This is a genomic window from Reyranella sp. (assembly GCF_044224635.1).
Classification (GTDB): Bacteria; Pseudomonadota; Alphaproteobacteria; order Reyranellales; family Reyranellaceae; genus Reyranella.
Genome location: NZ_JBGAKA010000012.1, coordinates 119,988 through 142,444, shown reverse-complemented (window position 1 = coordinate 142,444; position 22,457 = coordinate 119,988). Strand labels below are relative to the sequence as shown.

Below are 22,457 nucleotides of genomic sequence, written 5' to 3'. Positions count from 1 at the left end.
GAATGGCTGCCCGAGACGACGACCCGGCGCGGCGGGCCGGCGCGATCCTGACGATCGACCTTGGCGCGATCGCCGCCAACTGGCGCGGCCTGCGCGACGCCGGCCGAGCCGACGGCCGGCCGATCGATTGCGCCGCCGTGCTGAAGGCCGACGCCTACGGCACCGGCGCCGCCATGGTCGGGCCGCGCCTGACGGCAGAAGGCTGCCGGCAGTTCTTCGTCGCCCATCTCGACGAGGGCATCGCGTTGCGCGCCGTGGTGCCGGATCACCCGATCTGCGTTCTCAACGGCCTGCTGCCCGGCACCGATGGCGACTTCGTCGAGCATCGCCTGACGCCGGCGCTCAATCACCTCGGCCAGCTCAATGCCTGGCGCGCCGCCGCGCAGCGCTTCAACCGGCCGCTCGATGCGATCATCCACATCGACACCGGCATGCATCGCCTGGGCTTCTCGCCCGACGAAGCGCAGGTCCTGGCCAACGAGCGCGGCCGCCTGCGCGGGCTGCGGCTGGCCCTGCTGATGAGCCATCTGGTGGCCTCGGAGGAGCAGGCCAATCCGGTCAATGGCGAGCAGCTGTCGCGTTTCCGCAACTTCATGCGCACCATGCCGGGCGCGCCGGCCTCGCTGGCCAACTCCTCCGGCATCTTCCTCGGTCCGGACTACCATTTCGACCTGCTGCGGCCGGGGGCCGCGCTCTACGGCATCAACCCGCTGCCCGGCCAGGCCAATCCCATGCTGCCGGTCGTGTCGCTGCATGCGCGCATCCTGCAGACCCGCCGAATTGACGCTTTTCAGACGGTTGGATACGGTGGCGCGTGGCGGTCGGCCCGGCCAAGCCGCATCGCCACGATTGCAATTGGCTATGCCGACGGCTACTTCCGCACGCTTATTCATCGAACGCACGTCTATCTTGCCGGACATCGCGTGCCGGTGATCGGGCGCATCTCGATGGACCTGGTGACGATCGACGTGACGGACATCCCCGAGAACGAATGCCAGCTCGGCGCCACCGTCGAGGTGCTGGGCCGCCACGTGACGGCGGAGGATCTCGCCGACCATGCGCGCACCAACGCCTATGAAGTGATGACCGCCCTCGGCCGGCGCTATGCGCGCCTCTACGTCGATCGCCCGGAGACCGCCTCGTGACCCTGCCGATCGTGACCCAGCTCGGGCGCATGACGCTGGCCTTCCTGGCGGCGGCCGGCGCGGTCACCGCTTTCGCCTTCCACGCCGTGCGGCAAGGCCTGCGCCCGCCCTGGTACCGCCAGCAGATCCTGCGGCAGGTCATGGAGATCGGCTACTACTCGCTGCCCGTGGTCGGCCTGACGGCGATCTTCACCGGCATGGTGCTGGCGTTGCAGAGCTACACCGGGTTCGCCCGCTTCTCGGCCGAAAGCGCCATCCCCAACGTGGTCGTGGTGTCGCTGACGCGCGAGCTCGGGCCCGTGCTGGCTGGCCTCATGGTGGCCGGCCGCGTCGGCGCCGCCATGGCGGCCGAGATCGGCACCATGCGGGTCACCGAGCAGATCGATGCGCTCACGACCCTGTCGACCGACCCGTTCCGCTATCTCGTGGTGCCGCGCCTGATCGCCGGCATCATCACCCTGCCGATCCTGGTGCTGATCGCCGACATCATCGGCGTGCTCGGCGGCTTCCTGGTCGGCGTCTACAAGCTCGACTTCAACGACGTCGCCTACCTGCGCAACACGATCGAGTTCCTCGAGTTCCAGGACGTGCTCTCCGGCCTGGTGAAGGCCGCGGTGTTCGGCTTCCTGATCACCCTGATGGGCTGCTACCACGGCTACACGTCGCGCGGCGGGGCACAGGGTGTCGGCATGGCGACGACGAACGCGGTGGTCTCGGCGTCGATCCTGATCCTGACCTTCAACTACTTCATCACCGAAGCGTTCTTCGCGCTGTGACCGGCCCGGCTAAAATCCTGCTGCGCGGCATCACCAAGTCGTTCGGCACGAAGAAGGTGCTGCAGGGCATCGAGCTTGCGGTCGCGCCGCGCGAATCATTCGTCGTGATCGGCGGATCGGGCACCGGCAAGTCGGTGCTGATCAAATGCATCCTCGGCCTGATGCAGCCCGATTCCGGCTCGATCCATGTCGACGACGAAGAGACCACCCGACTGGTCAATCACGAACGCGAACGGGTCATGCGCAAGTTCGGCATGCTGTTCCAGGGCGGCGCGCTGTTCGACTCGCTGCGTGTCTGGGAAAATGTCGCCTTCGGCCCGATCCAGAGCGACGGCATGGCGCCGCACAAGGCGCGCGACGTGGCGATGGCCAAGCTGGGCGCGGTCGGCCTGGGACCCGACATCGGCGAGCTCTACCCGTCCGAGCTGAGCGGCGGCATGCAGAAGCGCGTGGCGCTGGCGCGCGCCATCGCACGCGAGCCCGACATCATCTTCTTCGACGAGCCGACCACCGGGCTCGATCCGATCATGGCCGACGTGATCAACGACCTGATCGTGAAATGCGTGAGCGATCTCGGCGCGACCGCCGTCTCGATCACCCACGACATGGCGTCGGCCCGCAAGATCGGCCATCGGATCGGCATGCTGCACGAGGGCCGGCTGATCTGGCAGGGCCCGGTCGGCGAGATCGACCGCTCGGGCGACCCGCGCGTCGACCAGTTCATCCACGGCCGCGCCGAGGGCCCGATCCAGATGCAGGTCCGGAAGCTGTGAGGGTGGCGCAGCGGGCCGCTCCTCTCATGCTCCTCCCCAGCTTCGCTGGGGAGGTGTCGCCGTCACACGGCGCCGGAGGGGTCATGAGCCTCAGTCCCGCTGCCCATGATGCCCCCTCCGTCGGCGAAGACGCCGACACCTCTCCAGCAAAGCTGGCGAGGAGGATGACCATCGCGCAGGACCGGCTCTGATGGCCCGCCCGCTCAAGCGCTTCGCCTGCCAGTCGTGCGGCGCCATCACCAGCAAGTGGAGCGGCCGCTGCGAATCGTGCGGCGAATGGAACACCATCGTCGAGGAAACGGCGGCCGCGCCCGGGCCGGCCGGCGGCGGCCCGGGGCGTCATAGGGGCCGCCTGCTCGAGTTCGCCACCCTCAAGGGATCGACGCCGCAGCCGGCGCGCTATCGCAGCGGCATCGCCGAGTTCGACCGGGTGTGCGGCGGCGGCCTGGTGGTCGGCTCGGCGCTGCTGATCGGCGGCGATCCGGGCATCGGCAAGTCGACCCTGCTGCTCCAGGTCGCGGCCGCCCTGGCGCGCCAGCACACCGCCTGCGCCTACATCTCGGGCGAAGAGGCGCTCGACCAGGTCCGGCTGCGCGGCGAGCGGCTGGGCGTGAGCGATGCCCCGGTGCATCTCACCGCCGCCACCTCGGTGCGCGATATCATCGCCTCGCTCGAACGGCCGGACGCCCCCAGGGTCGCGGTGATCGATTCGATCCAGACCATGTGGCTCGACACGGTCGAAAGCACGCCCGGAACCGTCACCCAGGTGCGTGCCTCGGCGCAGGCCCTGGTCGAGCTCGCCAAGCGCCGCGGCATCGCCATCCTGCTGGTCGGCCACGTCACCAAGGACGGCGCCATCGCCGGCCCGCGCGTGCTCGAGCACATGGTCGACACGGTGCTCTATTTCGAGGGCGAGCGCGGCCACCAGTTCCGCATCCTGCGCACGGTCAAGAACCGCTTCGGCCCGACCGACGAGATCGGCGTGTTCGAGATGTCCGATCGCGGCCTCGCCGACGTCGCCAACCCGTCGGCCCTGTTCCTCGGCGAGCGGCGCGGCCAGGTCTCCGGCGCCTGCGTCTTCGCCGGCATCGAGGGCACGCGTCCGCTGCTGGTCGAGATCCAGGCGCTGGTCGCCCCCTCCTCGTTCGGCACGCCGCGCCACGCCGTGGTCGGCTGGGATTCCAACCGGCTGGCCATGGTGCTGGCCGTCCTCGAAGCGCGCTGCGCCGCGGCTGTCGGGGCCAACGACGTCTACCTCAACGTTGCAGGGGGGCTGCGGATCAGCGAGCCGGCCGCCGACCTGGCGGTCGCCGCGTCGGTCGTCTCCTCGCTCGCCGACGAGCCGGTGCCGGCCGACATGGTGGTGTTCGGCGAGATCGGCCTGGGCGGCGAGGTGCGGCCGGTCGGCCAGCGCGAGGCGCGGCTGCGCGAAGCCGCCAAGCTCGGCTTCCGCAGCGCCCTGGTGCCGCGCGCGCGGGCCGGCAGCGGATCGACGCCGCGCGCGCCGGAGGGCATCACCATTGACGAAATCGACCATCTATCGGACCTTGTGGCGCGTTTCCAACCGGCCGACCGGCGCCAGAGGCGACCGGAGCGCGAAGGCTTGGCGGATCGGCGGCGCAACTAGGCCTCGGAGCGTGTGGAGACGATGGAGCAGCTAGGGATCACTGTTTTCGACGTCGCGGTCGCCGCCGTCGCCGTGTTCGGCGCCCTGGTCGGCATGTCGAGCGGCTTCGCCCACTCCATCCTGTTCATCGCCTCCTGGATCGCCGCCGGCTGGGTCGCGCTGAACTACGCCAAGCTGGTGCAGCCGGAGGTCGAGAAGCTCGTCGGCAGCACCGAGCTCGCCTACTTCATCTCCATGCTGGTGGTGTTCGTCGCCGGGCTCATCGTGCTGGTCATGGCCACCAACGCCCTGTCACGCGCCGTCCGGGCCAGCCCGCTGGGCAGGCCTGACCGCATCCTGGGCGCCGGCTTCGGCGTGCTGTGCGCCTGGGTCGCCCTCGGCGCGGCCTACCTGTTCTACAGCTACCTCGGGCCGCGCCAGCTGCCGCCCGCTGTCGAGGCCGGCGCCACCTTCCCGATGATCAAGGAGATGGCGGGTTTCATCGAGCCTTACCTGCCGCCCGGTTTCCGGACCCGCCTGCAGGGGCGCGGCGAAGGCCTGGTGTCCCCGCCGTCCCCGGCGGCGCCCACCGGTGCGGAGCCCAAGGAACAGGACGCTAAGCCGCAGTGACTTATCCTTGATGGCGCAGGCGGTGGACACCAGCTATAACCCCGCCGTGTCCAGTGTCCCCCAACGCCTAGACCACGACCTCGACAAGTTTCACGAGGAGTGTGCGTTATTCGGCATTTTCGGGACGTCCGATGCCGCCGCCCACACCGCGCTCGGCCTGCATGCCCTGCAGCATCGCGGCCAGGAGGCGTCGGGCATCGTCACCTTCGACGGCCGGCATTTCCACAATCACCGCGCCGCCGGCCTGGTCGGCGACATCTTCGGCGACCAGTCGACCATCGCCAAGCTCAAGGGCTACTCGGCGATCGGCCACAACCGCTATGCCACGACCGGCGGCTCCTCGGACCGCAACATCCAGCCGATCTTCGCCGATTTCGATTTCGGCGGCTTGGCGCTGGCCCACAACGGCAACCTCACCAACGCCTACCTGCTGCGCAAGGAGCTGGTGCGGATAGGCTGCCTGTTCCAGTCGACCACCGACACCGAGGTCATCAACCACCTGATCGCCCGCTCGAATTACTCGACCGTGGTGGACCGGCTGATCGACGCGCTCGGCCGGGTCAAGGGCGCCTACTCCCTGCTGCTGCTCACCAACGAAGCCCTGCTCGGCGTGCGCGACCCGATGGGCGTGCGCCCGCTGGTGATCGGCCGGCTCGAGGATGCTTGGATCCTGACCTCGGAGAGCTGCGCCCTCGATATTCTCGGCGCGCGCTTCGTGCGCGACGTCGAGCCGGGCGAGATCGTCATCGTCGACGGCACCGGCGTGCGCTCGATCAAGCCGTTCACCAAGGAGAAGAAGCGCTTCTGCGTGTTCGAGCATATCTATTTTGCCCGGCCTGATTCGCGGGTCGAGGGGATCGGCGTCTACGACGCGCGCAAGCGCATCGGCATGCAGCTCGCCAAGGAGAGCCCGGTGCCGGCCGACGTGGTGGTGCCGGTTCCCGATTCGGGCGTGCCGGCAGCGATCGGCTATGCCCGCGAGTCCGGCCTGCCGTTCGAGCTCGGCATCATCCGCAATCACTATGTCGGGCGCACCTTCATCGAGCCGGCCGACCACATCCGCCATCTCGGCGTGCGCCTGAAGCACAACGCCAACCGCGCCCACATCGAGGGCAAGCGCGTGATCCTGGTCGACGATTCGATCGTGCGCGGCACGACGTCGATGAAGATCGTCGAGATGGTGCGCAATGCCGGCGCCCGCGAGGTGCACATGCGCATCGCCGCGCCGCCGACCACCAACCCGTGCTTCTACGGCATCGACACGCCGGAACGCCAGAAGCTCCTGGCCTCGCGCTACGACGTTGCCGGCATGGCGAAGTTCATCGGCGTCGATTCGCTGGCCTTCCTGTCGATCGACGGCCTCTACAAGGCGATGGGCCTGCCGGGACGCGACCCCGCCAACCCGACCTTCTGCGACGCCTGCTTCACCGGCGACTACCCGATCGCGCTCGACGACGTGCTGGGCGTCGAGGATCGCCAGCTTTCGCTGCTCGTCGAAGAATCGGTCTGAGCCGGCGCATGTCTACAGCCGGTGCCGGCCGTCTGGCCGGACGCATTGCCCTGGTGACGGGCGCCTCGCGCGGTCTCGGCGCCGCGGCGGCGCTGTCTTACGCGCGCGAAGGCGCGCACTGCATCGTGGTGGCGCGCACCGTCGGCGGCCTCGAGGCGCTGGACGACAGGATCAAGGCGATCGGCGGCTCGGCGACGCTGGTGCCGCTCGACGTCACCGACGGGCCGGGCATCGATCGCCTGGGCGCTGCGGTCTATGAGCGTTTCGGCCATCTCGACGTGCTGCTGGGCAATGCCGGCATCCTGGGCACCCTGTCGCCGCTCGGCCATATCGAGCCGCAGATCTTCGACCAGGTGATCGCCGTCAACCTGACCGCGAACTGGCGCCTGATCCGTTCGCTCGATCCGTTGCTGCGCCGCTCCGACGCCGGGCGCGCCATCTTCGTGACGTCCGACGTCGGGCGCCGCGCGGTGCCCTACTGGGGCGCCTACGCCGCCAGCAAGGCCGCGCTCGACACGCTGGCGGGCATCTATGCCGCCGAGGTCGCGCACACGGCAGTGCGGGTCAACCTGTTCGATCCCGGCCCGATGCGCACGACGATGCGCAGCCAGGCCTATCCCGGCGAGGACGAAGCCGAGCAAACGCCGCCCGAAGCCCACGCCGAAGCGCTGATCCGGCTGGCGCTTCCCAGCTGCACGATGAACGGCCAATGCGTGGCGGGCGACGCAGCGCCTGCAGGGTCAACGGACCCGGGCCGGCGCCACTGAGTCGCGTGGCGCGGCGCCGACGCGGCTGTTGATCTGCTCGATCGCCCTGTCGATGCACAGCTTGAGCGCCGCCGCCACCTTCCAGCGTTCCACATCAGGGTCGTCCGGCGTGCCTGCCGAGTCGAGCGCTCCCTCCAGGCAGGACTTGAACGCCGCGCCCTCCGTTCTGTCGCCCGAGCGGTCGAGCGCGCGCACGACCCGGCCGATGAAGATCGGATCGGGACTGCCGTTGGACGCCCACGACAGGTAGCTCGACGAGGCGCCGAGAGCGACCAGGAGATGGATCGGCACGGCCGGCTCGGGACCATGGCCGACGCGATCGAGATAGGCTACGGCGATGCTGAGGCGCGGCGCCGCATCGCCCGGGCTGAGGTCGGCGGCGCGCAGATATTTCTCGACGGCACCGTCGAACTCGCCCTTGGCGCGCAGCACGTCGCCCCATTCGATGAACAGGCTGGCCGATGGCGGCCCGTTGGCGGCCGCGGTGGCGTAGCGGTTGGCCGCATCGCTCAGCATCTCGAGCTCGCCAGGCTGACCGATCGCCACGGTGACCAAAGGCAGTTGCGTGCGGCGATGCGCAACCAGCAGCCATTGCCGGTAGATCAGATGGCCCTCGAGGCGACGAACCAGGGCATCGAGGGCTCGGTCGCGGCGCTGCGGCATCTCGCTGAGCTTCTCCACCGCCTGGGCGAACGTCGATTCGGCGAGGTAGAGCTGCCATTGCAAGGGCGAGGCGCGATCGTCCGTCCACGCCATGCCGGGCGTGGTGTCGTGAATCGACACGCCCTTGCGGATGTAGGCGTCGATCAGGATGGCGAGCGCAGTCGGCGAGCTCGGCATGCGGCCCAGCGTGTCGTTGAACCGGCCGATCGCCTGGTCGAGCTCGCCGAGCTGTTGCGCACGGTCGATCCCGGCCAGCGCCGCCGCGCGCGCGAGATGGACCAGGCCGAAGACATACGGCACCCACGGCAGGTCAGCCGCTCGCCCGCTCTCGAGCGTGCGGGCAATCAGCGCCTGTGTCCGCTCGAAGGCGCAGCGCTCGCGGCGATTGCGGATGCGCCGTTCCTCGCGACCCACGTCCGAGGGACCGAGTGACTGTGCCGTGTCGAGACCGTTGCAGGCCTTCTCCTCGGCGCGAAAGACGTAGAGCGCCGCGACCTTGGGATCACGCAGCGTCATCACGCCGAGGGCGAGGCATTCCAGGACTTCGTCCACGCCCGAGGGAATGTTGGCCGCCTCGCAGGTTGCCCGCGCCCCCGGCTCGCCGACCAGGCCGACCGATCCCACGAAGCCCGGCGGCTCGCGGCGCACGGCAAGCGAGGCCCGGATGGTTGGCCGGGCGAAGCCGAACAGGGCGGCAACCTCGCGGATGCTGGCGCGCAAGGTAAGCGGTGCTCCCGGCACCTGGAGGTCGATCGGATTGGTCGACTGATCGACATAGAGCCGCTGCCATTCGGCGACGCCGGCGCTCTGGATGAGATTGAGCGAGGCCGCGATCTGCTCCGCGGCGAGATCGGGCGTCGGCGCCGTCCTGAGATCGGGCAGCTGCACGACCACCGGCTCGACGATCATTCCCTCCTTGGAGACCTCGCGCAACACCAGAACGGCTACGATGCCGACGGCCACGACGACCGCCAGCGAGACGGTCACCTTGCGGATCTGCTCCAGCCACTTCGACAGCATCTCCATGATTGCAAAGGCCGATCGTGGCGTCCTGGCCGGCGGCACCGCGGCCCTCGGCTCGTCTTCGCCTCGAGAAGCTCCGCTCGGAGCTGCATCGCTTGCCATCGGTGCCCTCGTGCGCGCTGCGCAGCCTCCTTGTCGCGGCCTTTCCGGGATCAGGCGTGCGGCGATCCTCCCGCCGATGCGGACCTCGAGATGGCGCCGTTCTTTCGCGTGCGCCTGTCGGCCCTTTCGAGGAGGCTCGCGATGACGCTGGAGATCGCGGGAACCGCGCCCTGGGGTTTCAGCAGAGGCGCCTGGGGAAGCGCATCGACGCGCCGGCGACCGAGCGGTGTCAGCCGCAGCCCGCCCGGCCCCTCCTCGACCAGGGCTACAGCGCGCAGCCTCGCCACGATCAGTGGGTCGATCATGACGGATCCGTGCGCGACGCGGCGCAGCTCGATCTCCTCGGGAAGGCTGAGGGAGCGGGGCATGGGACCCTCCTCTCCCTCAATACGATCATCGCGATCGGCACCGTGCAAGATAGGAGGAGCGGACTCCAGATATGCGTGCATGCACAGGCTTGACGAGCCGCTGCCGGCGACATCGGGGCAGCCAGGACGACCGACTGGATGCCCCTGAGGGGATCTACTCAGGATGACGGAGAAGCGGCCCTGCGGGACGCTCTCACGGTACCGCCTCCCGCCTGAGGCGACCATGCTCCAGGCGGCAGCGGACGATGCGCCCTCCTCAGGCCGTCTTGGCCTTGAGTTCGTCGAGCTGCATCCTTGCGCCGGCGATCATGCACGACAGGTCGGACGTCAACATCACCATGTCGAACCCCCGCTTCACCGCGCCCGCAGCAAATGCCGCACTGGCGCAGTGCATGACGCACTTGATGCCGGCCTTGTGCGCCGCCGCCAGGATCTTGTCGCACGTGGCGATGTGGAGCGGATCCGGGTTGTCGCCCCGAGGGGCGAGTCCCAGGGCGAAAGACAGGTCGGCCGGCCCGATGTAGACCGCGTCGAGGCCGGGCGTTGCGCAGATGGCATCGAGGTTGGCGAGGCCTTCCTTCGTCTCGATCATGGCCATCACGACGATCTCGCCGTTGGCATTCGCCACATAGTCTCCACCGCCGTAGTGCACGGCGCGCACCGGCCCGTTCGAACGCATGCCGACGGGCGGATAGCGGCAGGCAGCGACGGCCATTGCAGCTTCCGCAGCGGTATTCACCAGAGGCACGATGATGCCGTAGGCACCGAGGTCCAAGGCCTTCATGATGGCCGCCGGCTCGTTCCAGGCGACGCGTACGACTGGAACCGTGTCGGTCTGCGAGATCGCCTGCAGCATCGGCGCGACGTCTTTCATTTCAGCGGTGCCATGCTGCAGATCGACGCACAAGGCATCGAAGCCCTGGCGGGCCATGACCTCTGCGGTAAAGCCGTGCGATACCGACAGCCAGCCCAGGGTCACGCACTTCCCGTCACGCCACATCTGCTTGATCTTGTTCGGTCGCACGGCCGTACCTCCAGTTTTCGTTCTCGATCCCACGATCGGGTTGATTGCTATCAAACGCAAACAGCCGGTCGAATCAAGGGCCGCCAGGGTGGCATGGGCGATCGGGCTTTAGGCCGACCAGGGTCGGCAGCCTACTTGCAGGTCACCGTAACGCTGAACTCGCGGCCTGCGGCCCCGGCCCGCCCGGCAGCCGTCAGCACGCCGTTCACGACCTTGCCGGACATGATCGCGGTGAAGCGCTGGTTGACGTGGGTTTGCTGGCCGACGCCGTCGTAGGTCAGCGATACGTTGCCGCTGCCGTCGATCCGGCCGCTCACGACATTTCGCTGGGTACGGTCGGCCTGCGATACCCAACTGTCGCTGACCTCGCCATTGCGAATGGTCATGCTTGCGTTCCAGCAGTTCGGCGGAAAGCCCTGATAGGCGGCCCGGCACCATTGCGACCGAAAGGTACCTTCGCACAGCCGCGCAGCAGCCTGACCCGCGGACTGAGCCTGGGCGAGCTGCTTCTTCTGTTCCTCGTCGTAGCGCGCGACTGCCGGGGCCGCCTCGCGCATCAGGGCGGCCTGCTGGTCCTTGGTGAGGAACCCCGTCGCAGCGCGCCCGGTTTTCTTCTGCCATTCGGCGATCATCTCGCGCGAGCGCGGGCCGAACACGCCGTCGGTCGATCCGGTCGCGTGGCCGAGCGCGGCCAGCGCAACCTGGATGTGCTGGCGATCGGCCGCGGTCAGCCGCAGCGCCGATTCAGCCGCCTCGGCGCCCTTGCGGTCCGCCTCCTCCGCCTGCAGGCGCGCCGCCGCCTCGGCGTCGGCCCGGGCCTTCGCTTCCGCTTCGGCCTTCACCTTTGCTTCTGCATCGGCGGCTGCCTGCACGTCCGCCCGGCTCCTGGCGTCTTCGGCCGCCTGGCGCCGCGCGGCCTCCTCCGCTGCGGCCTTCTCCCGCACCTCCTGCTCGATCCGCGCGCGCAGAGCGGCTTCTTCATCGGCCCTGCGGCGGGCCTCTGCCTCGGCGCGCAAGCGGGCCGCCTCGTCCGTGGCCATGCGCTGTTCGCGCCGCGCCTGCTCGAGTTCCTGCTCCGCGCGATCCTGCGCCGGCGGAACCTGCACCGCGGCAACAGAGGAAGATGGAGGAGCATCGGACGGCGGCGCAGAAGCGGGTGGCACGGCCGCCGTGCGGGAGACGAGGCCAAACCCACCCGCAGCCGCCAGCACCAGCGCAAACGCAGCTGCCGCCGCGACCTTCGCTCTGGCAGCCGGCTTTCGCGAGGACACATCGCGCGCAGACGATTGAATCGCCGAAGCTTTAGCCGCCGACGATGTCGTACTCGACATCTTCATGGTCGCAGGAGCCGGGGTGACCGAGGCATTGCCCCTCAGCATGCCGCGCCATGCGGCCACGGATTGCGGACGGTCGGCCGTGCGTACGGCAAGACCGGCATCGATGCCCGCCAGAAGGTCGCCAGGATAGGCCCGTCCGGAAAGAGCGAGCGGCACATATGCGTCCTGCAGCAGCCTATCGATGGCGTTGGCGGGCGGGCTGCCGGTGATCGCGTGGTAGAGGCTGGCTGCCAGGCTGTAGATGTCAGTCCACGGGCCTTGAGTCCCCGAGGTGAACTGCTCGACCGGAGCATAGCCGGGCGTGAACACCGCCGTCAGGGCCTGCGACCGACCGGCGATGGCCGCGCGCGAGGCACCGAAATCGATCAGCGTTGGCCGGCCCTCGCGATCGATCAGGATGTTGGCCGGCTTGATGTCACGGTGCAGGAAGCCGGCCGCATGAACTTCCTCCAGGCCGTCGAGCAGTGGCGCCAGGATGCGTCCGATCGCGGCGGCGTCGAGCGGACCCATACGCGCGATGCGGTCGTGCAGCGTTTCGCCCTCGACCAGCTCCATCACCAGATAGGCCGTGCCGTTCGCCCGAAGGTAGTCGTGCACCTTGACGATGCCGGGGGCGCGATGCAGCGCGGCGAGCGTGCGCCCTTCTTCCACGAAGCGGTCCAATCCCCAGGCCAGATCCTCAGCGGCGGTTCTCGAACGCGGCACGACGGTGACGCCGTCCTTGCGCACGGCGAGCGCTGTCGGAAGGTATTCCTTGATCGCGACGCCACGACCGAGCTCGGAATCGACCGCGCGGTAGGTGATGCCAAACCCGCCCTGCCCCAACACCGCGACAATGCGATAGCGCCCTATATTCAGGCCGGGACGCAGGGTCACCAGGTCGTCGTCGAATCCTTCCGCTTCGCCGTCGCCACGTCCCTCAGCCATCTGTAGACTTCTCCGGTCGGGCTACCGAAAAGAGTGTCATTGACGAACGACCGAACCACCGAAGTCAATGCCCCGATGCCGCGCGATCCGCCTCGATGGCGCCGCAATCTGCGGCATCAGCTGAACAATCCGGACGGGCGCTGATGCGCGTGCGAACTTGCGAAGATGATGCGCACCGGCCTGCTCCGGCGGAGCGGCTGGCGCTTGCCTTGTGGCCGCCGAAGTCAGTAGGCTCGTGAACTGCACTTGGGGGAGATGTACCATGCGTTACACGATCCTGACCCTGGCTCTCGTTGCGCTGCTGGCGACTGCGGGGGCGACCACCATGGCCGTTCCCGATGCCTGTGCCCAGGCTACCTGCCGCAGCAAGTGTACCGACGACGAGCAGGCCTGCCTGCAACGCACCGGCAACAAGGGACAATGCGGCAGTCGTGCCCAGGACTGTCTCGCGAAGTGCAAGTGAAGGGCTTCGATTGACCGCTGCCGCATATCAACCGTCTTCCAGGTTCGCAACTGATCAAGAGGGTGTCCGGTTCCCAGTGTGGTGAGGCGGGTCGGACCAGCGCCGTCGATATTCACAGCCAGACATCCATCCATTGTTCAGGATTGTCCCATGCGGCGCGGACTGACAATTGGCGTTGCTCTCGCACTATTCGGGTCATCCGCTGCAGGGCTGACCTACGCCCAGCAACGGCCCGCATCTCCAGGCGCCACTCCGGCTCCGGCCACGCCGAAGAATGCAAAGGACGATGAGTCGGCGGCCAAGCGCACGCTCGAGCGCGCCGGCTACAGGGACATCAGGGAATTGCGACCGAGCACAGACGGTGGATGGATCGGCAACGCATCGAGGAATGGCATCGACGTAAAGGTCAGGATCGATGCCCGAGGCTACATCATAGAACGCTGAGCCAGGACAGACCGGCTTGAGCATGCACACTGTCCACCGCCGGTCGACACAATCATCTCATCAATCCGCCGCCTCTTTTCCAGATTGTCGCTTCATGGTTCTGCCTACGGGCACATGTCCCGGTTTCCCGGAGGTCTGGAGATGACGCCAAAGGAGTATCTGGATCGCTACACCTATCTCGCGATTCCCAGCCCGCTCAACGGTACACGCCTGAACTGCGGGCTTACCGGTTACGGTTCGGGCTGGAATTTCCGCAATGGCAAGTCCGGCGCCGGCGCCGCTATCCAGCACGAGTACGCGGTGTTCCGCGAAGCGCTACGCAAGGCGCACCACGGCAACGCCCATACACCCTGCGGCCCCGTATTCTATTTTTCGGACAAGCCGCTTGCGCAGATCCGCCCCACCGAGGACTTCTATGCAGACAGTCTCGTACGCGCCTACGTCGGCAAGGGCAGCCCCGACGAAATCACCGACGCCCTGCGGCTGGCACTCGCTGTAGGCCGGATCGGCACCGGGAGCGACGTCAACGGCAGGCTGCCGGCGCGCATGACGGTCGAGCAGTACGCTCGCGACTTCATGACGCTGGACTGCAACTGCCTGGTCGGCAATTTCTACGGGGCGAATCCCGATGCCCACATCTCGGTCTATGCGTCGCCCTCCCGTCGCCGCACCGACATAAACGACGTTCGGCAGGGTGACGCCATCGTCACGCATTGCCCGCAAGCTCCCTACGAGCATGTCGGGCTGATCGAGGAGTGGCAACCCAGCGGCTCGAGCGTGCGGGTCAAGATCTGCGAATGGGGATGGTACGGTGGTGAGGACATGCACTACAGGGAGAGCACTCACACAGTCACCCAGGGTCCAATCAGCTCACTTGGCATCGGCTGGGCGACCCCGAGCAATGCCCAAAAAGGCGTCACCACATTCCGCTACGTTTTCGCGCCACAGACAAGCAACGTGCCGTGGGGCTGGTCATAAGCATTTCGGACAGCAAGCACGCGCGGCTCGAACAGAGAAGGATCACCCGCGGGATGATGGGCCTGTTCGGCGTGTGAAAGCCCCGCTCTCGCGTGAGAGGCAACAACGGTGCGGCAAGGCTCGATCGTTCGATCACCCACCGGCGGCCGTTCGAGGGTTGATTTCGGCCATCGGGGCTAATCTTGGTCTTCCGGTTACGCCTTGGCTTGCATCGTGTGTTCGCCTGTTCATTTCATCAATGTGATTCTCGCCCCGCCTGCATTCGAAACTGCGTTATGGTCCGGGACAGGGAAGCAGCGCAGACTTGGGAGACATGGCGGTGAGTCGTAGCGAGCGTTGGGGACGGACATGTCGCGCCGTCGTGGAAACAGTCATTGTTCTCGCACTATCCTTTCTTGTATCCGAGCTGGTCGCCCGCTACCTCTTCGGTCTCTCGCCGCTGGAATACACGAGGCCGCCCCATCCCCTGTTGGTCATTGGCGACCAGATGGCGCCGGCGAAGCTGTCGGATCTGGATACGGCACCGGGTGGACCGGCCTCCCTGGGCTACCGGCCTGACGGCCTGGCGTTTCAGGTAGACCCCGAGGCGCCGGCGCCAGCGAGCATGACGACGCTGTCGGACTTCTTGTTCGACCACAAGCTCTCGCGCTACTCCGCCGACGACGTGGACCGACTGCTTTGCAATGACCCGGACGCCTCCGGGCTGCTGGTACTCGGCGCGTCCGCGGCGCAGGGGTTCTCGGCGACGAGCAAGTTGCTGACCTGGCATGCCGTGCTGGAAGATTCCCTGCGTCGAAAGTTCGGGAAGCCCAACCTCTATGTCTTCAATGCCGCCATGGGTGGTTATGGCAGCTTCCAGGACAAGCTCGTCTATCATCTCGCCGCTGCCCCGCGCGTGCCGGTGCCGATTGTGTTCTACAACGGCGGCAACGACCTGCAGGTCATCTCGAGCGGCAGAGCGGGAGACCCGGCATTCCTGGGAACATGGTACGGCACCGTCTACGGCAACCGGCTGCTCCTCTGGCTGGCCGAGAACAGCGCCATTCTGAATACCGTGCTCCAAAAGAGCTTCGGCAATTCGTTCATCGATTTTCTCGCCCGCCTGGAGCAGGACGATGCGCTATTCGAGCGCCGAGCCAATGCGGCGATCACCCTCTATCTCGAATCGATGAGCGAGGTTCTCGCGGTTTGCGAGGCCGAGCACCGCCCCTGTTGGGTGGCAATTCAACCAATCCGGTCCTTGACCAGCACCCGCACCGGAGGCAATACGCCCGACGTGATCTCTGCGCGCCGTGTGCGTCAGATCTATGCCCTTTTCGAGCAGCGCCTGTCGAACCATCGGTATCGCGATCGTTTCATCGATCTTACCGGACTATTCGACGATGGCGATCGCGAGGGCTACTTTACCGACACGGTGCACGTAACCGACAAGGGTCAGCCCTTGATTGCCGACGCCCTGGCAACCCGGATCGCGCCGGCGTTGGCGGCGCCTTTGCCGAAGGGCCGATCGGTCGATCGATGTGCGGCGCTGGTCCAGCCCCAAATGCTGGCCAGCGTGCCGCTCGACCGGGTGTCGGCAGACCGTTCGGACACGCTGGTGTCGTACGCCGATGGCGCCCTGCGGCTGCGGATCGGCCCGCGTCAATGGGATTGGGGTGCCCATGTCTCCTTCACCCTCGATCCCGCGTGGTCCGACCGTAACCTGGTGGTTCGCGTCAAGCTCGAGGTGACCAAGGGTGACACGGCCGTCGCCGTCGCCGATGCCAAGACCGGAAGAGAGATAAGCCCCGAACGCCCCTTCAAAGCCGGTGATGGGGAGCGAACGGTCTATCTGCCAATTCGAGGTCATCCCACGACAATCTTCGTGCTCTTCAAGAAAACACTGCCGGATGGGCTGGAGAATATCGCGACGGTGCGCGAGATCAGCGTGTTGGCAAAGTAATAAACCTTGTGAGCGCCTAGGAAGGGATTCGTGTGTTCGGGCATCGGCACCAGCACGGTTGGGCACCTGCGCCGAGGGTGGTCCCGCCAAGAGCCTGTGCTGGCCACACGAGCCGGCGTTGATCCGCACGGGCATCGCGTGTATTTGAGACGAGGGGGAGCCTGCCAACGAAGGGGAAGGGACAATGGCGAACCAATCCGAATTCGATCAGATCTACATGGTCGGCGACAGCTTGTCCGACAATGGAGGGATTTTCCAACTCAGCAGCCAGTTGCTGTCGCTTGCCACGGCCGGCGGTATCAACACCCAAGGGCTACACGCCCTTCCCCTCAGCCCTTATGCGGGCAGGTTTTCCAACGGGCCAGTGATGGCCGAATACACCGCGGAGCTTCTCGGCGCGGAACTCTTCAATTTTTCCTTCGGCGGCGCACAGGCACTTGGCACGCTGACGTTCGGAGCTGTCGCCGCTCCCGCCATTCCGGCACAGGCCCTGGCTGCGATTGCCGCGCTTCCGCCCGCCCAGCAAGCGCAGATCAATGCGGTGTTGAACAAGAACATCAACCTTGCTGGCCAGATGGCCGATTTCGTCGCGGCAACTTCGGCAAATGAGCCGTCGGATCATTCGGCCCTGGTATGCCTGATGGGGCTCAACGACCTGCAAGCACTCGCCGGATCCGCCAATCCGAACAATCCGCAAGCCGCGATTGCTGCGGCGACGCAAGTGGCTGCGGGAATAGTTCAGGCCTACCTCGACGCCGCCCACACTGCCTTCGACCAAGGGATCGGCACGGCCATTTTCGTAACGCTGCCGGCGGTCAGTTTCTTCCCGATGGGTAAAGCGCTTGCTCCCATACTTCAGACAATCGGCGATACTGCCGTCGCCAACATCAATCAGGGGATCCAGGCCGATGCGGCGCAACTGCGCTCGGAAGGCCACGATGTCCGCGTGGTCGATCTTGCAGCATACACAGCCCAAATCAGTGCAAATCCCTCAGCGTTCGGATTCCAGAATCTCGCCCAACCGACCCTGCTCGGTGTGACTTTCGATGTCAGCCCCAACCCCGCAGCCCCTCCGCCCGATCAGACGGCCTTTATCGACGCTATTCACGCAACCGCGAAGCTGCACGATCTGATGGGGCAGTTCGTAGCCACGTCGCTGGGCCAGACCGCCGTCACTGCACATGACGATTCCTATATCGTGAAGCAAGGTCAGGTGCTGGCGCCGACGCTGCCGCAGGCCACGGGCGTGCTGGCCAACGACTTCAACACCACCACCGCCTCGCTGCTCGACGGTCCCGATCACGGCACGCTGCAGCTCGTCGGCAACGGCACGTTCACCTACACGCCGGCGGCGGGCTTCCAGGGCGTCGATAGCTTCACCTACCAAGCCGGCAATGCCGGCCCGACGATGGACCAGGCGACCGTGACGATCCATGTCGTGCCGCTGTCGGCCGGTCCGACGTCGACGACGCTGAACCTGATTGGATTGACGGCGGATGAGCAGATAGCGGCGACCTACGCCGCCTTCTTCGGTCGCGCCCCCGATGCCGGCGGGCACGGATTCTGGGTCGACCAGTTCGAGGCCAATCTACCCACACAGGGCGCCTCGGCGCTGTTCGCCAATATCGCGAGCTCGTTCGGGATCAGCGCCGAGGCCAAGTCGCTCTATCCCTTCCTGGCCAGCCCGTTCACGGCGAGCGATGCCCAGATCAGCGCCTTTCTCGACTCGGTCTACAACAACCTGTTCAACCGCTCGTCGGACGCCGGCGGGCTCGCCTACTGGACCGCTCAAACCAAGGCGACGCTGCAGGCCGGCCAGTTCGTGGGCTCGGTGCTGATCAACATCATGAGCGGTGCGCAGGACACGGCGGCCGGCCAGGACATCACGACCCTGATGGACAAGGTCGCGGTGGGCCTCGCCTACGTACACGAGCAGCAGGAGCACGGCACGGTGTGGGGAGCAATCGATGGCGTGGTGGCGACAGTCCTGCTGGATGGCGTGACCAACGGCGCGCAGACTGTCCTGACGGGCGTCAAGAATGCCGATGTTCTGATCACGGCGCACGCCTAGCCCCTCTTCGCCGCCGACTCTGGACGCAGCTGCCTTGGGTTCCGGTTGGGATGCGTCGGCTCCGCTACCCACTGCGTGAAGCACCGGGGTGTCACCAGGGTCGGCTACGGCCGAAAGTTTTGCAGAAGGTGGCCGCCTCCTTCGGGAAGTGGCCCCTGGTGGGGGTGACGTGCACGGATGGCAGCCCACCGCGGACCGCCGGTGAGGTTCGGATGCACGTCGTGGCGCCGCGTCACTTCCGCCACCGCTCCCGACGCCAAGCTTTCCTCGACGATCTGCGCCTTCTGTGACGCCGACCACCGTCGACGTCGTTCAGGTCCCGACAAAACTGCTACCGTCGTCATGTGCGCCCGTTAACTCCATAACTAACGGGCCTCATCTCTCACGCGCGACGCTCCACACCAAGGCGGCCTCCGCCGGACGAGTACCCAGCGGTCACGTTCAAGGACGAGGCGCACGCGCTGCCGACGGCTTGGCGACCGCGACGCAGTTCAACGTGACTTTAGCTACCTCTAATTTTCCAAGACGCTGCGAATCTTAGAGGCAAACTCCTCCAAGCTAAACGGTTTCGCGATGAAATTGACATCGGCGTCAAGGATGCCGTTGTGAATGATGGCATTGCGGGTGAAGCCTGTTGTGAAAAGCACCTTCAAGTCCGGCCGCCTTCGCAACGCTTCATCCGCGAGCACGCGACCGTTCATGTCTGGCATGACTATATCGGTGAAAAGCATCACAACTTCCGGTCGGGCTTCGAGTACGCGAAGTGCGTCCGCCGCGCCGGGCGCATGAAGCACGCTGTAACCAAGGTCCCTTGCGGATTGAACAGTGAGCCGCCGGACGTGCTCGTCATCTTCAACAACGAGCAATGTTTCGTGTGCGCTGCCTCTTGGGATCGTGCGTTCCTGTTCTTTACCAGCGACGGGCGCTTCCTTCATCGCTCCGGTGAAACGAGGCAGATAGAGTTTTACTGTGGTACCATGCCCCAACTCAGAATAGATTTTGGCATGCCCACCAGATTGGCGAGCGAACCCGTACACTTGTGAAAGTCCAAGGCCAGTGCCTTTGCCGTCCTTCGTTGTAAAAAATGGGTCGAACGCCTTTACTATTGTTTGGGCGGACATTCCCGTTCCGGTGTCAGTCACCGCAATATACACATATTGGCCGGGCGGAACGTCAACGTGATCTGCCGCGTATCTATCGTCAAGATGTGCGTTTGCAGTTTCTATGGTCAACTTTCCGCCGTCTGGCATCGCATCTCGGGCATTGACCACAAGATTCAAGATTGCGTTTTCTAGCTGGCTTGAATCGGCCTTTGTCCGCCAAAGGCCGCCCGCCAGTATCGTCTCAAAGCGAATGTCATCGCCAGCGGTGCGACGCAAAAGTTCGGACATTTCGAAAACCAATTTGTTTGCATCGATCGCTTGCGGCGAATGCGGATGCTGACGCGCGAAAGCGAGCAAGCGGCTGGTCAGCGTGGCGGCTCGTTGCGCTCCGTCCAACGCTCCATCAATAAATTGACTGACATTCGTTTCGCCGCGTTCCATGCGCCGCCTGAGAAGATTGAGACTACCCATAATGACGGTCAGCATGTTGTTGAAGTCGTGCGCCAAGCCGCCTGTTAGTTGACCGACAGCTTCCATCTTTTGCGACTGACGCAATTGCTCGGCGAGGCGTTCGCGTTCAGCGGCTTCTTCCACAAGGCGACGGTTGGCAGTCACCATGGCGAAATGGCTGCGGCGCGCCTCGGTGAAGCCAAGAAACCCCAAAATCATAACGACTACGGCGGCTGCCCCGATACCCGCTTGAAGGGCGTGGTCAGACCACACCGCAGCCGATTTTCGTTCTTCTGATAGCCGGGATTCCTCGGCTTGCATCTGACCTACGATTTCACGCGCACGGTCCATCGCCACTTTGCCAGCATCAGTGCGTAAGCGGGCGAGAACTTGTTCTGTCTGCCCGGCGCGGCGAAGCTCGATTAGCGCGCGCAATTCGTCGAGCCTCTGAGTCACCGCGTCGCGTAGCGTAGCAATTGCCGTTTGTTGACTTGGGTTGTCACCCGTCAGCTTTCGGATCGATTCGATCTCGCTTATCACATTCGGTGCAGCGCGATTGTACGGCTCCAAATAGTTTTCGTCGCCTGTGACAAGATAGCCGCGTTCGCCAGTCTCGCTATCCAACAAGAGCACCAGGACGTGCGACAGGCGAGCCTGTACGTTAGCCGTATGGCGAACCCATTCTTGGTCGTTGGTTTGCTTGTAGGCCAAATAGCCAGCGACCGCCACGATAACGGCTAGGATCACGAATGCGGCAGCCAGCACCTTTAGGGTGCGCGAAAACGGCTCGCTCCTGTGATCGGCGGATTTCGTTTCGGGGCGTGATAGCATTCCGCTCGACCCTCCGTCAGCCCCGCATAGTGCGGTATTCTCAGGTAGTTGACTAGTTCTACTGTATTAATAGAACGTTGAGCGATTTCAGAAAATTATCGAGATCTCTTAAGATTTTGCAAGAGATAAACATGAGGGAGAACATTGACCATCGGTTCGAGGTGTATTGCGAGGAGATCAGCGAGGCGTTGGACCACGCCGATCGACGAGCGCCTGCGCGGTGGTATCTGAACGGTTTGATCCGTCCGGGCGAGCGCAAGAGCGTCGAACCGATGGCCGCCCGGTTGTGCCTGGACAATGTGGCGTTCGGCACGCCGACAGCCCTCCCTTCCTTGTGTTGCTTCAATGTGATAACCATGTGCCGTGCCGCAGCCGCGTGACCCAACCCTCGATGTGCTACTGGACCTTGAGGGCCAGGTTCTCGTGGTGGACTCGGACGGCGGGCACTGGGTCCGGTTCGTCGTGACCCGGGTGCCGGTGTCGCCGGAGAAGCCGCATGGCATCGACTACTCGCTCACGCTGCATGGGCCGGATGGCGAGCGGCTGGTCGGGTTCGACAATGCCCATTCGGTCGGTCAGGGGAAGCGCGGCGAGCCGCAAGACCACCGCCACCGGCTGCGAACGATCAGGGCTTACGAGTACCGAGATGCGGCGACCTTGCTCGCTGACTTTTGGACAACGGTGGACGCCGTGTTGCGCGAGAGAGGAGTGATCCCATGACCACGCTAAAGGTCGGCATCGCCAGCTACCAGGAGATGAAAGCTCGCACCCTGGCCATGGCACGCGGCGAGCGTCGGATCGCGGCCAACGAGCCGAAGGTCTGGTTCACCTCGACCGAGTCGTTCGCCAAGGTCCTCTCCGCCGGTAATCGCGAGCTGCTGCGCGTCATCGCCGAGAAAGCGCCCGGCTCGCTCGACGAGCTGGCCCGCATCACCGGCAAGGCCAAGTCCAACCTCTCGCGCACGCTGCGCACAATGGAAGGCTATGGCCTGGTCCGTCTCGAACGGGGCGAACGGGGCCGCATCACACCGAAGGTGATGCACGACCGGGTGGAACTCGACCTGCCGCTCACGCTGTCGCGCAAGGCAAGCTGAGCCATGACCGCGTCGGTAGACAGCGCGTCGTGGCGTAGAAATCGGCCGTTCCGCTCGGGTGAGCCTCGCGCGACCCTGAGCCAATGTCACAGCTTTGCGCTGCCCTGTATCTGCGCGTCTCGACGGCGCGGCAAGCAGAGCACGATGTCTCCATCCCTGACCAGAAACGGCAGGGCGAGGCCTATTGTGCCTCGCGCGGCTATCAGCTCGTCGAGACCTATGTGGAGCCGGGTGCGTCCGCGACCAACGACTGCCGGCCAGAGTTCCAGCGCATGATCGAGGCCGGGACGAGCAAGCCCGCGCCCTTCGATATCGTCATCGTCCACAGCTTCTCGCGCTTCTTCCGCGATCACTTCGAGCTCGAGTACTCGATCGCCGCCAGGAGCGTGCCGGCCGTCGCGCTAAGCACATCGCCGAGCTGAACAAGCGA

The 22,457-nt window shown here is 65.6% G+C and carries 20 protein-coding genes and 1 pseudogene; 15 read left to right on the top strand and 6 right to left on the bottom strand.

The features are described from left to right. Positions 1-2: 2 nt before the first annotated feature. The 7 genes from alr to ACILR9_RS13700 all read left to right on the top strand — a co-directional run bounded on the left by alr (position 3) and on the right by ACILR9_RS13700 (position 7,207). The gene (alr, locus tag ACILR9_RS13730; protein ID WP_395710492.1) at positions 3-1,145 is read left to right on the top strand and encodes an alanine racemase; all 1,143 of its coding nucleotides are present in this window, start codon (positions 3-5) and stop codon (positions 1,143-1,145) included. After that, positions 1,142-1,921, top strand: coding sequence for an MlaE family ABC transporter permease (locus tag ACILR9_RS13725; RefSeq protein ID WP_395710491.1), 780 nt, complete (start codon positions 1,142-1,144; stop codon positions 1,919-1,921). Before alr ends, ACILR9_RS13725 begins: the two co-directional genes overlap by 4 nt. After that, positions 1,918-2,694, top strand: a complete 777-nt coding sequence (locus ACILR9_RS13720; RefSeq protein WP_395710490.1) for an ABC transporter ATP-binding protein — start codon at positions 1,918-1,920, stop codon at positions 2,692-2,694. Before ACILR9_RS13725 ends, ACILR9_RS13720 begins: the two co-directional genes overlap by 4 nt. 190 nt (positions 2,695-2,884) lie before the next feature. Next, positions 2,885-4,321 (top strand): DNA repair protein RadA, encoded by a 1,437-nt coding sequence (radA, locus tag ACILR9_RS13715; protein WP_395710489.1) that lies wholly within the window; start codon positions 2,885-2,887, stop codon positions 4,319-4,321. Positions 4,322-4,342: 21 nt separating this feature from the next. Continuing rightward, a complete protein-coding gene (locus tag ACILR9_RS13710; RefSeq protein WP_395710488.1) occupies positions 4,343-4,930 on the top strand; it encodes a CvpA family protein in 588 nt (195 codons plus the stop codon). Between the two features lie 10 nt (positions 4,931-4,940). After that, on the top strand, positions 4,941-6,440 hold the full coding sequence (gene purF / locus ACILR9_RS13705; protein ID WP_395710487.1) for an amidophosphoribosyltransferase: 1,500 nt from the start codon (positions 4,941-4,943) through the stop codon (positions 6,438-6,440). 8 nt (positions 6,441-6,448) lie between these two features. Beyond that, positions 6,449-7,207: an SDR family NAD(P)-dependent oxidoreductase gene (locus tag ACILR9_RS13700; protein WP_395710486.1), complete on the top strand. Its 759-nt coding sequence runs from the start codon at positions 6,449-6,451 to the stop codon at positions 7,205-7,207. On the opposite strand, the gene ACILR9_RS13695 is transcribed toward ACILR9_RS13700, so the two are convergent. The 4 genes from ACILR9_RS13695 to ACILR9_RS13680 form a co-directional block, all read right to left on the bottom strand. Next, the gene (locus ACILR9_RS13695) at positions 7,181-8,935 is read right to left on the bottom strand and encodes a tetratricopeptide repeat protein (RefSeq protein WP_395710485.1); all 1,755 of its coding nucleotides are present in this window, start codon (positions 8,933-8,935) and stop codon (positions 7,181-7,183) included. The genes ACILR9_RS13700 and ACILR9_RS13695 overlap by 27 nt on opposite strands. 110 nt (positions 8,936-9,045) lie before the next feature. Then, positions 9,046-9,363 carry a hypothetical protein gene (locus ACILR9_RS13690; protein ID WP_395710484.1) on the bottom strand — a complete coding sequence of 106 codons (318 nt, stop codon included), beginning with the start codon at positions 9,361-9,363 and terminating at the stop codon, positions 9,046-9,048. A 256-nt stretch (positions 9,364-9,619) separates the two neighbouring features. Next, a complete protein-coding gene (locus tag ACILR9_RS13685; RefSeq protein WP_395710483.1) occupies positions 9,620-10,387 on the bottom strand; it encodes an HpcH/HpaI aldolase/citrate lyase family protein in 768 nt (255 codons plus the stop codon). 131 nt (positions 10,388-10,518) lie between these two features. Continuing rightward, positions 10,519-12,651, bottom strand: coding sequence for a protein kinase domain-containing protein (locus tag ACILR9_RS13680; RefSeq protein WP_395710482.1), 2,133 nt, complete (start codon positions 12,649-12,651; stop codon positions 10,519-10,521). A gap of 262 nt (positions 12,652-12,913) precedes the next feature. Here ACILR9_RS13680 and ACILR9_RS13675 point away from each other — a divergent pair, with 262 nt between their 5' ends. The 4 genes from ACILR9_RS13675 to ACILR9_RS13660 all read left to right on the top strand — a co-directional run bounded on the left by ACILR9_RS13675 (position 12,914) and on the right by ACILR9_RS13660 (position 18,549). Beyond that, positions 12,914-13,114, top strand: coding sequence for a hypothetical protein (locus ACILR9_RS13675; protein ID WP_395710481.1), 201 nt, complete (start codon positions 12,914-12,916; stop codon positions 13,112-13,114). 585 nt (positions 13,115-13,699) lie between these two features. Next, positions 13,700-14,536, top strand: coding sequence for a hypothetical protein (locus ACILR9_RS13670; RefSeq protein ID WP_395710480.1), 837 nt, complete (start codon positions 13,700-13,702; stop codon positions 14,534-14,536). A gap of 319 nt (positions 14,537-14,855) precedes the next feature. Beyond that, positions 14,856-16,478, top strand: coding sequence for a hypothetical protein (locus ACILR9_RS13665; protein ID WP_395710479.1), 1,623 nt, complete (start codon positions 14,856-14,858; stop codon positions 16,476-16,478). Positions 16,479-16,662: 184 nt separating this feature from the next. After that, a complete protein-coding gene (locus ACILR9_RS13660; RefSeq protein ID WP_395710478.1) occupies positions 16,663-18,549 on the top strand; it encodes an Ig-like domain-containing protein in 1,887 nt (628 codons plus the stop codon). Between the two features lie 104 nt (positions 18,550-18,653). Here ACILR9_RS13660 and ACILR9_RS38400 read toward each other — a convergent pair whose 3' ends face one another. Both ACILR9_RS38400 and ACILR9_RS13650 read right to left on the bottom strand, forming a co-directional pair. Then, entirely contained in the window at positions 18,654-18,893 is a 240-nt protein-coding gene (locus tag ACILR9_RS38400; protein WP_407075312.1) for a transposase, read from the bottom strand. Positions 18,894-19,061: 168 nt separating this feature from the next. Further along, positions 19,062-20,933 carry a CHASE3 domain-containing protein gene (locus ACILR9_RS13650; protein ID WP_395710477.1) on the bottom strand — a complete coding sequence of 624 codons (1,872 nt, stop codon included), beginning with the start codon at positions 20,931-20,933 and terminating at the stop codon, positions 19,062-19,064. Between the two features lie 131 nt (positions 20,934-21,064). On the opposite strand from ACILR9_RS13650, the pseudogene ACILR9_RS13645 reads away from it, so the two are divergent. The 4 genes and pseudogenes from ACILR9_RS13645 to ACILR9_RS13630 form a co-directional block, all read left to right on the top strand. Next, positions 21,065-21,235, top strand: a pseudogene (locus ACILR9_RS13645) (transposase); the annotation flags it as partial. A 61-nt stretch (positions 21,236-21,296) separates the two neighbouring features. Further along, positions 21,297-21,653 (top strand): DUF6516 family protein, encoded by a 357-nt coding sequence (locus tag ACILR9_RS13640; RefSeq protein WP_395710476.1) that lies wholly within the window; start codon positions 21,297-21,299, stop codon positions 21,651-21,653. Continuing rightward, complete coding sequence (locus ACILR9_RS13635) at positions 21,650-22,027, top strand: helix-turn-helix domain-containing protein (RefSeq protein WP_395710475.1); 378 nt, start codon at positions 21,650-21,652, stop codon at positions 22,025-22,027. Before ACILR9_RS13640 ends, ACILR9_RS13635 begins: the two co-directional genes overlap by 4 nt. An 83-nt stretch (positions 22,028-22,110) precedes the next feature. Continuing rightward, entirely contained in the window at positions 22,111-22,449 is a 339-nt protein-coding gene (locus tag ACILR9_RS13630; RefSeq protein ID WP_395710474.1) for a recombinase family protein, read from the top strand. The last annotated feature ends 8 nt before the right edge of the window (positions 22,450-22,457 follow it).

What these genes read in the sequence shown, in the direction of transcription:
- ACILR9_RS13675 (WP_395710481.1), top strand. Translation starts at nt 12,914, where the DNA reads ATGCGTTACACGATCCTGACCCTGGCTCTCGTTGCGCTGCTGGCGACT.
- ACILR9_RS13670 (WP_395710480.1), top strand. Translation starts at nt 13,700, where the DNA reads ATGACGCCAAAGGAGTATCTGGATCGCTACACCTATCTCGCGATTCCC.
- alr (WP_395710492.1), top strand. Translation starts at nt 3, where the DNA reads ATGGCTGCCCGAGACGACGACCCGGCGCGGCGGGCCGGCGCGATCCTG.
- ACILR9_RS13635 (WP_395710475.1), top strand. Translation starts at nt 21,650, where the DNA reads ATGACCACGCTAAAGGTCGGCATCGCCAGCTACCAGGAGATGAAAGCT.
- ACILR9_RS13710 (WP_395710488.1), top strand. Translation starts at nt 4,343, where the DNA reads ATGGAGCAGCTAGGGATCACTGTTTTCGACGTCGCGGTCGCCGCCGTC.
- ACILR9_RS38400 (WP_407075312.1), bottom strand. Translation starts at nt 18,893, where the DNA reads ATGACGACGGTAGCAGTTTTGTCGGGACCTGAACGACGTCGACGGTGG.
- ACILR9_RS13690 (WP_395710484.1), bottom strand. Translation starts at nt 9,363, where the DNA reads ATGCCCCGCTCCCTCAGCCTTCCCGAGGAGATCGAGCTGCGCCGCGTC.
- ACILR9_RS13630 (WP_395710474.1), top strand. Translation starts at nt 22,111, where the DNA reads ATGTCACAGCTTTGCGCTGCCCTGTATCTGCGCGTCTCGACGGCGCGG.
- ACILR9_RS13700 (WP_395710486.1), top strand. Translation starts at nt 6,449, where the DNA reads ATGTCTACAGCCGGTGCCGGCCGTCTGGCCGGACGCATTGCCCTGGTG.
- ACILR9_RS13680 (WP_395710482.1), bottom strand. Translation starts at nt 12,651, where the DNA reads ATGGCTGAGGGACGTGGCGACGGCGAAGCGGAAGGATTCGACGACGAC.
- purF (WP_395710487.1), top strand. Translation starts at nt 4,941, where the DNA reads ATGGCGCAGGCGGTGGACACCAGCTATAACCCCGCCGTGTCCAGTGTC.
- radA (WP_395710489.1), top strand. Translation starts at nt 2,885, where the DNA reads ATGGCCCGCCCGCTCAAGCGCTTCGCCTGCCAGTCGTGCGGCGCCATC.
- ACILR9_RS13650 (WP_395710477.1), bottom strand. Translation starts at nt 20,933, where the DNA reads ATGCTATCACGCCCCGAAACGAAATCCGCCGATCACAGGAGCGAGCCG.
- ACILR9_RS13660 (WP_395710478.1), top strand. Translation starts at nt 16,663, where the DNA reads ATGGCGAACCAATCCGAATTCGATCAGATCTACATGGTCGGCGACAGC.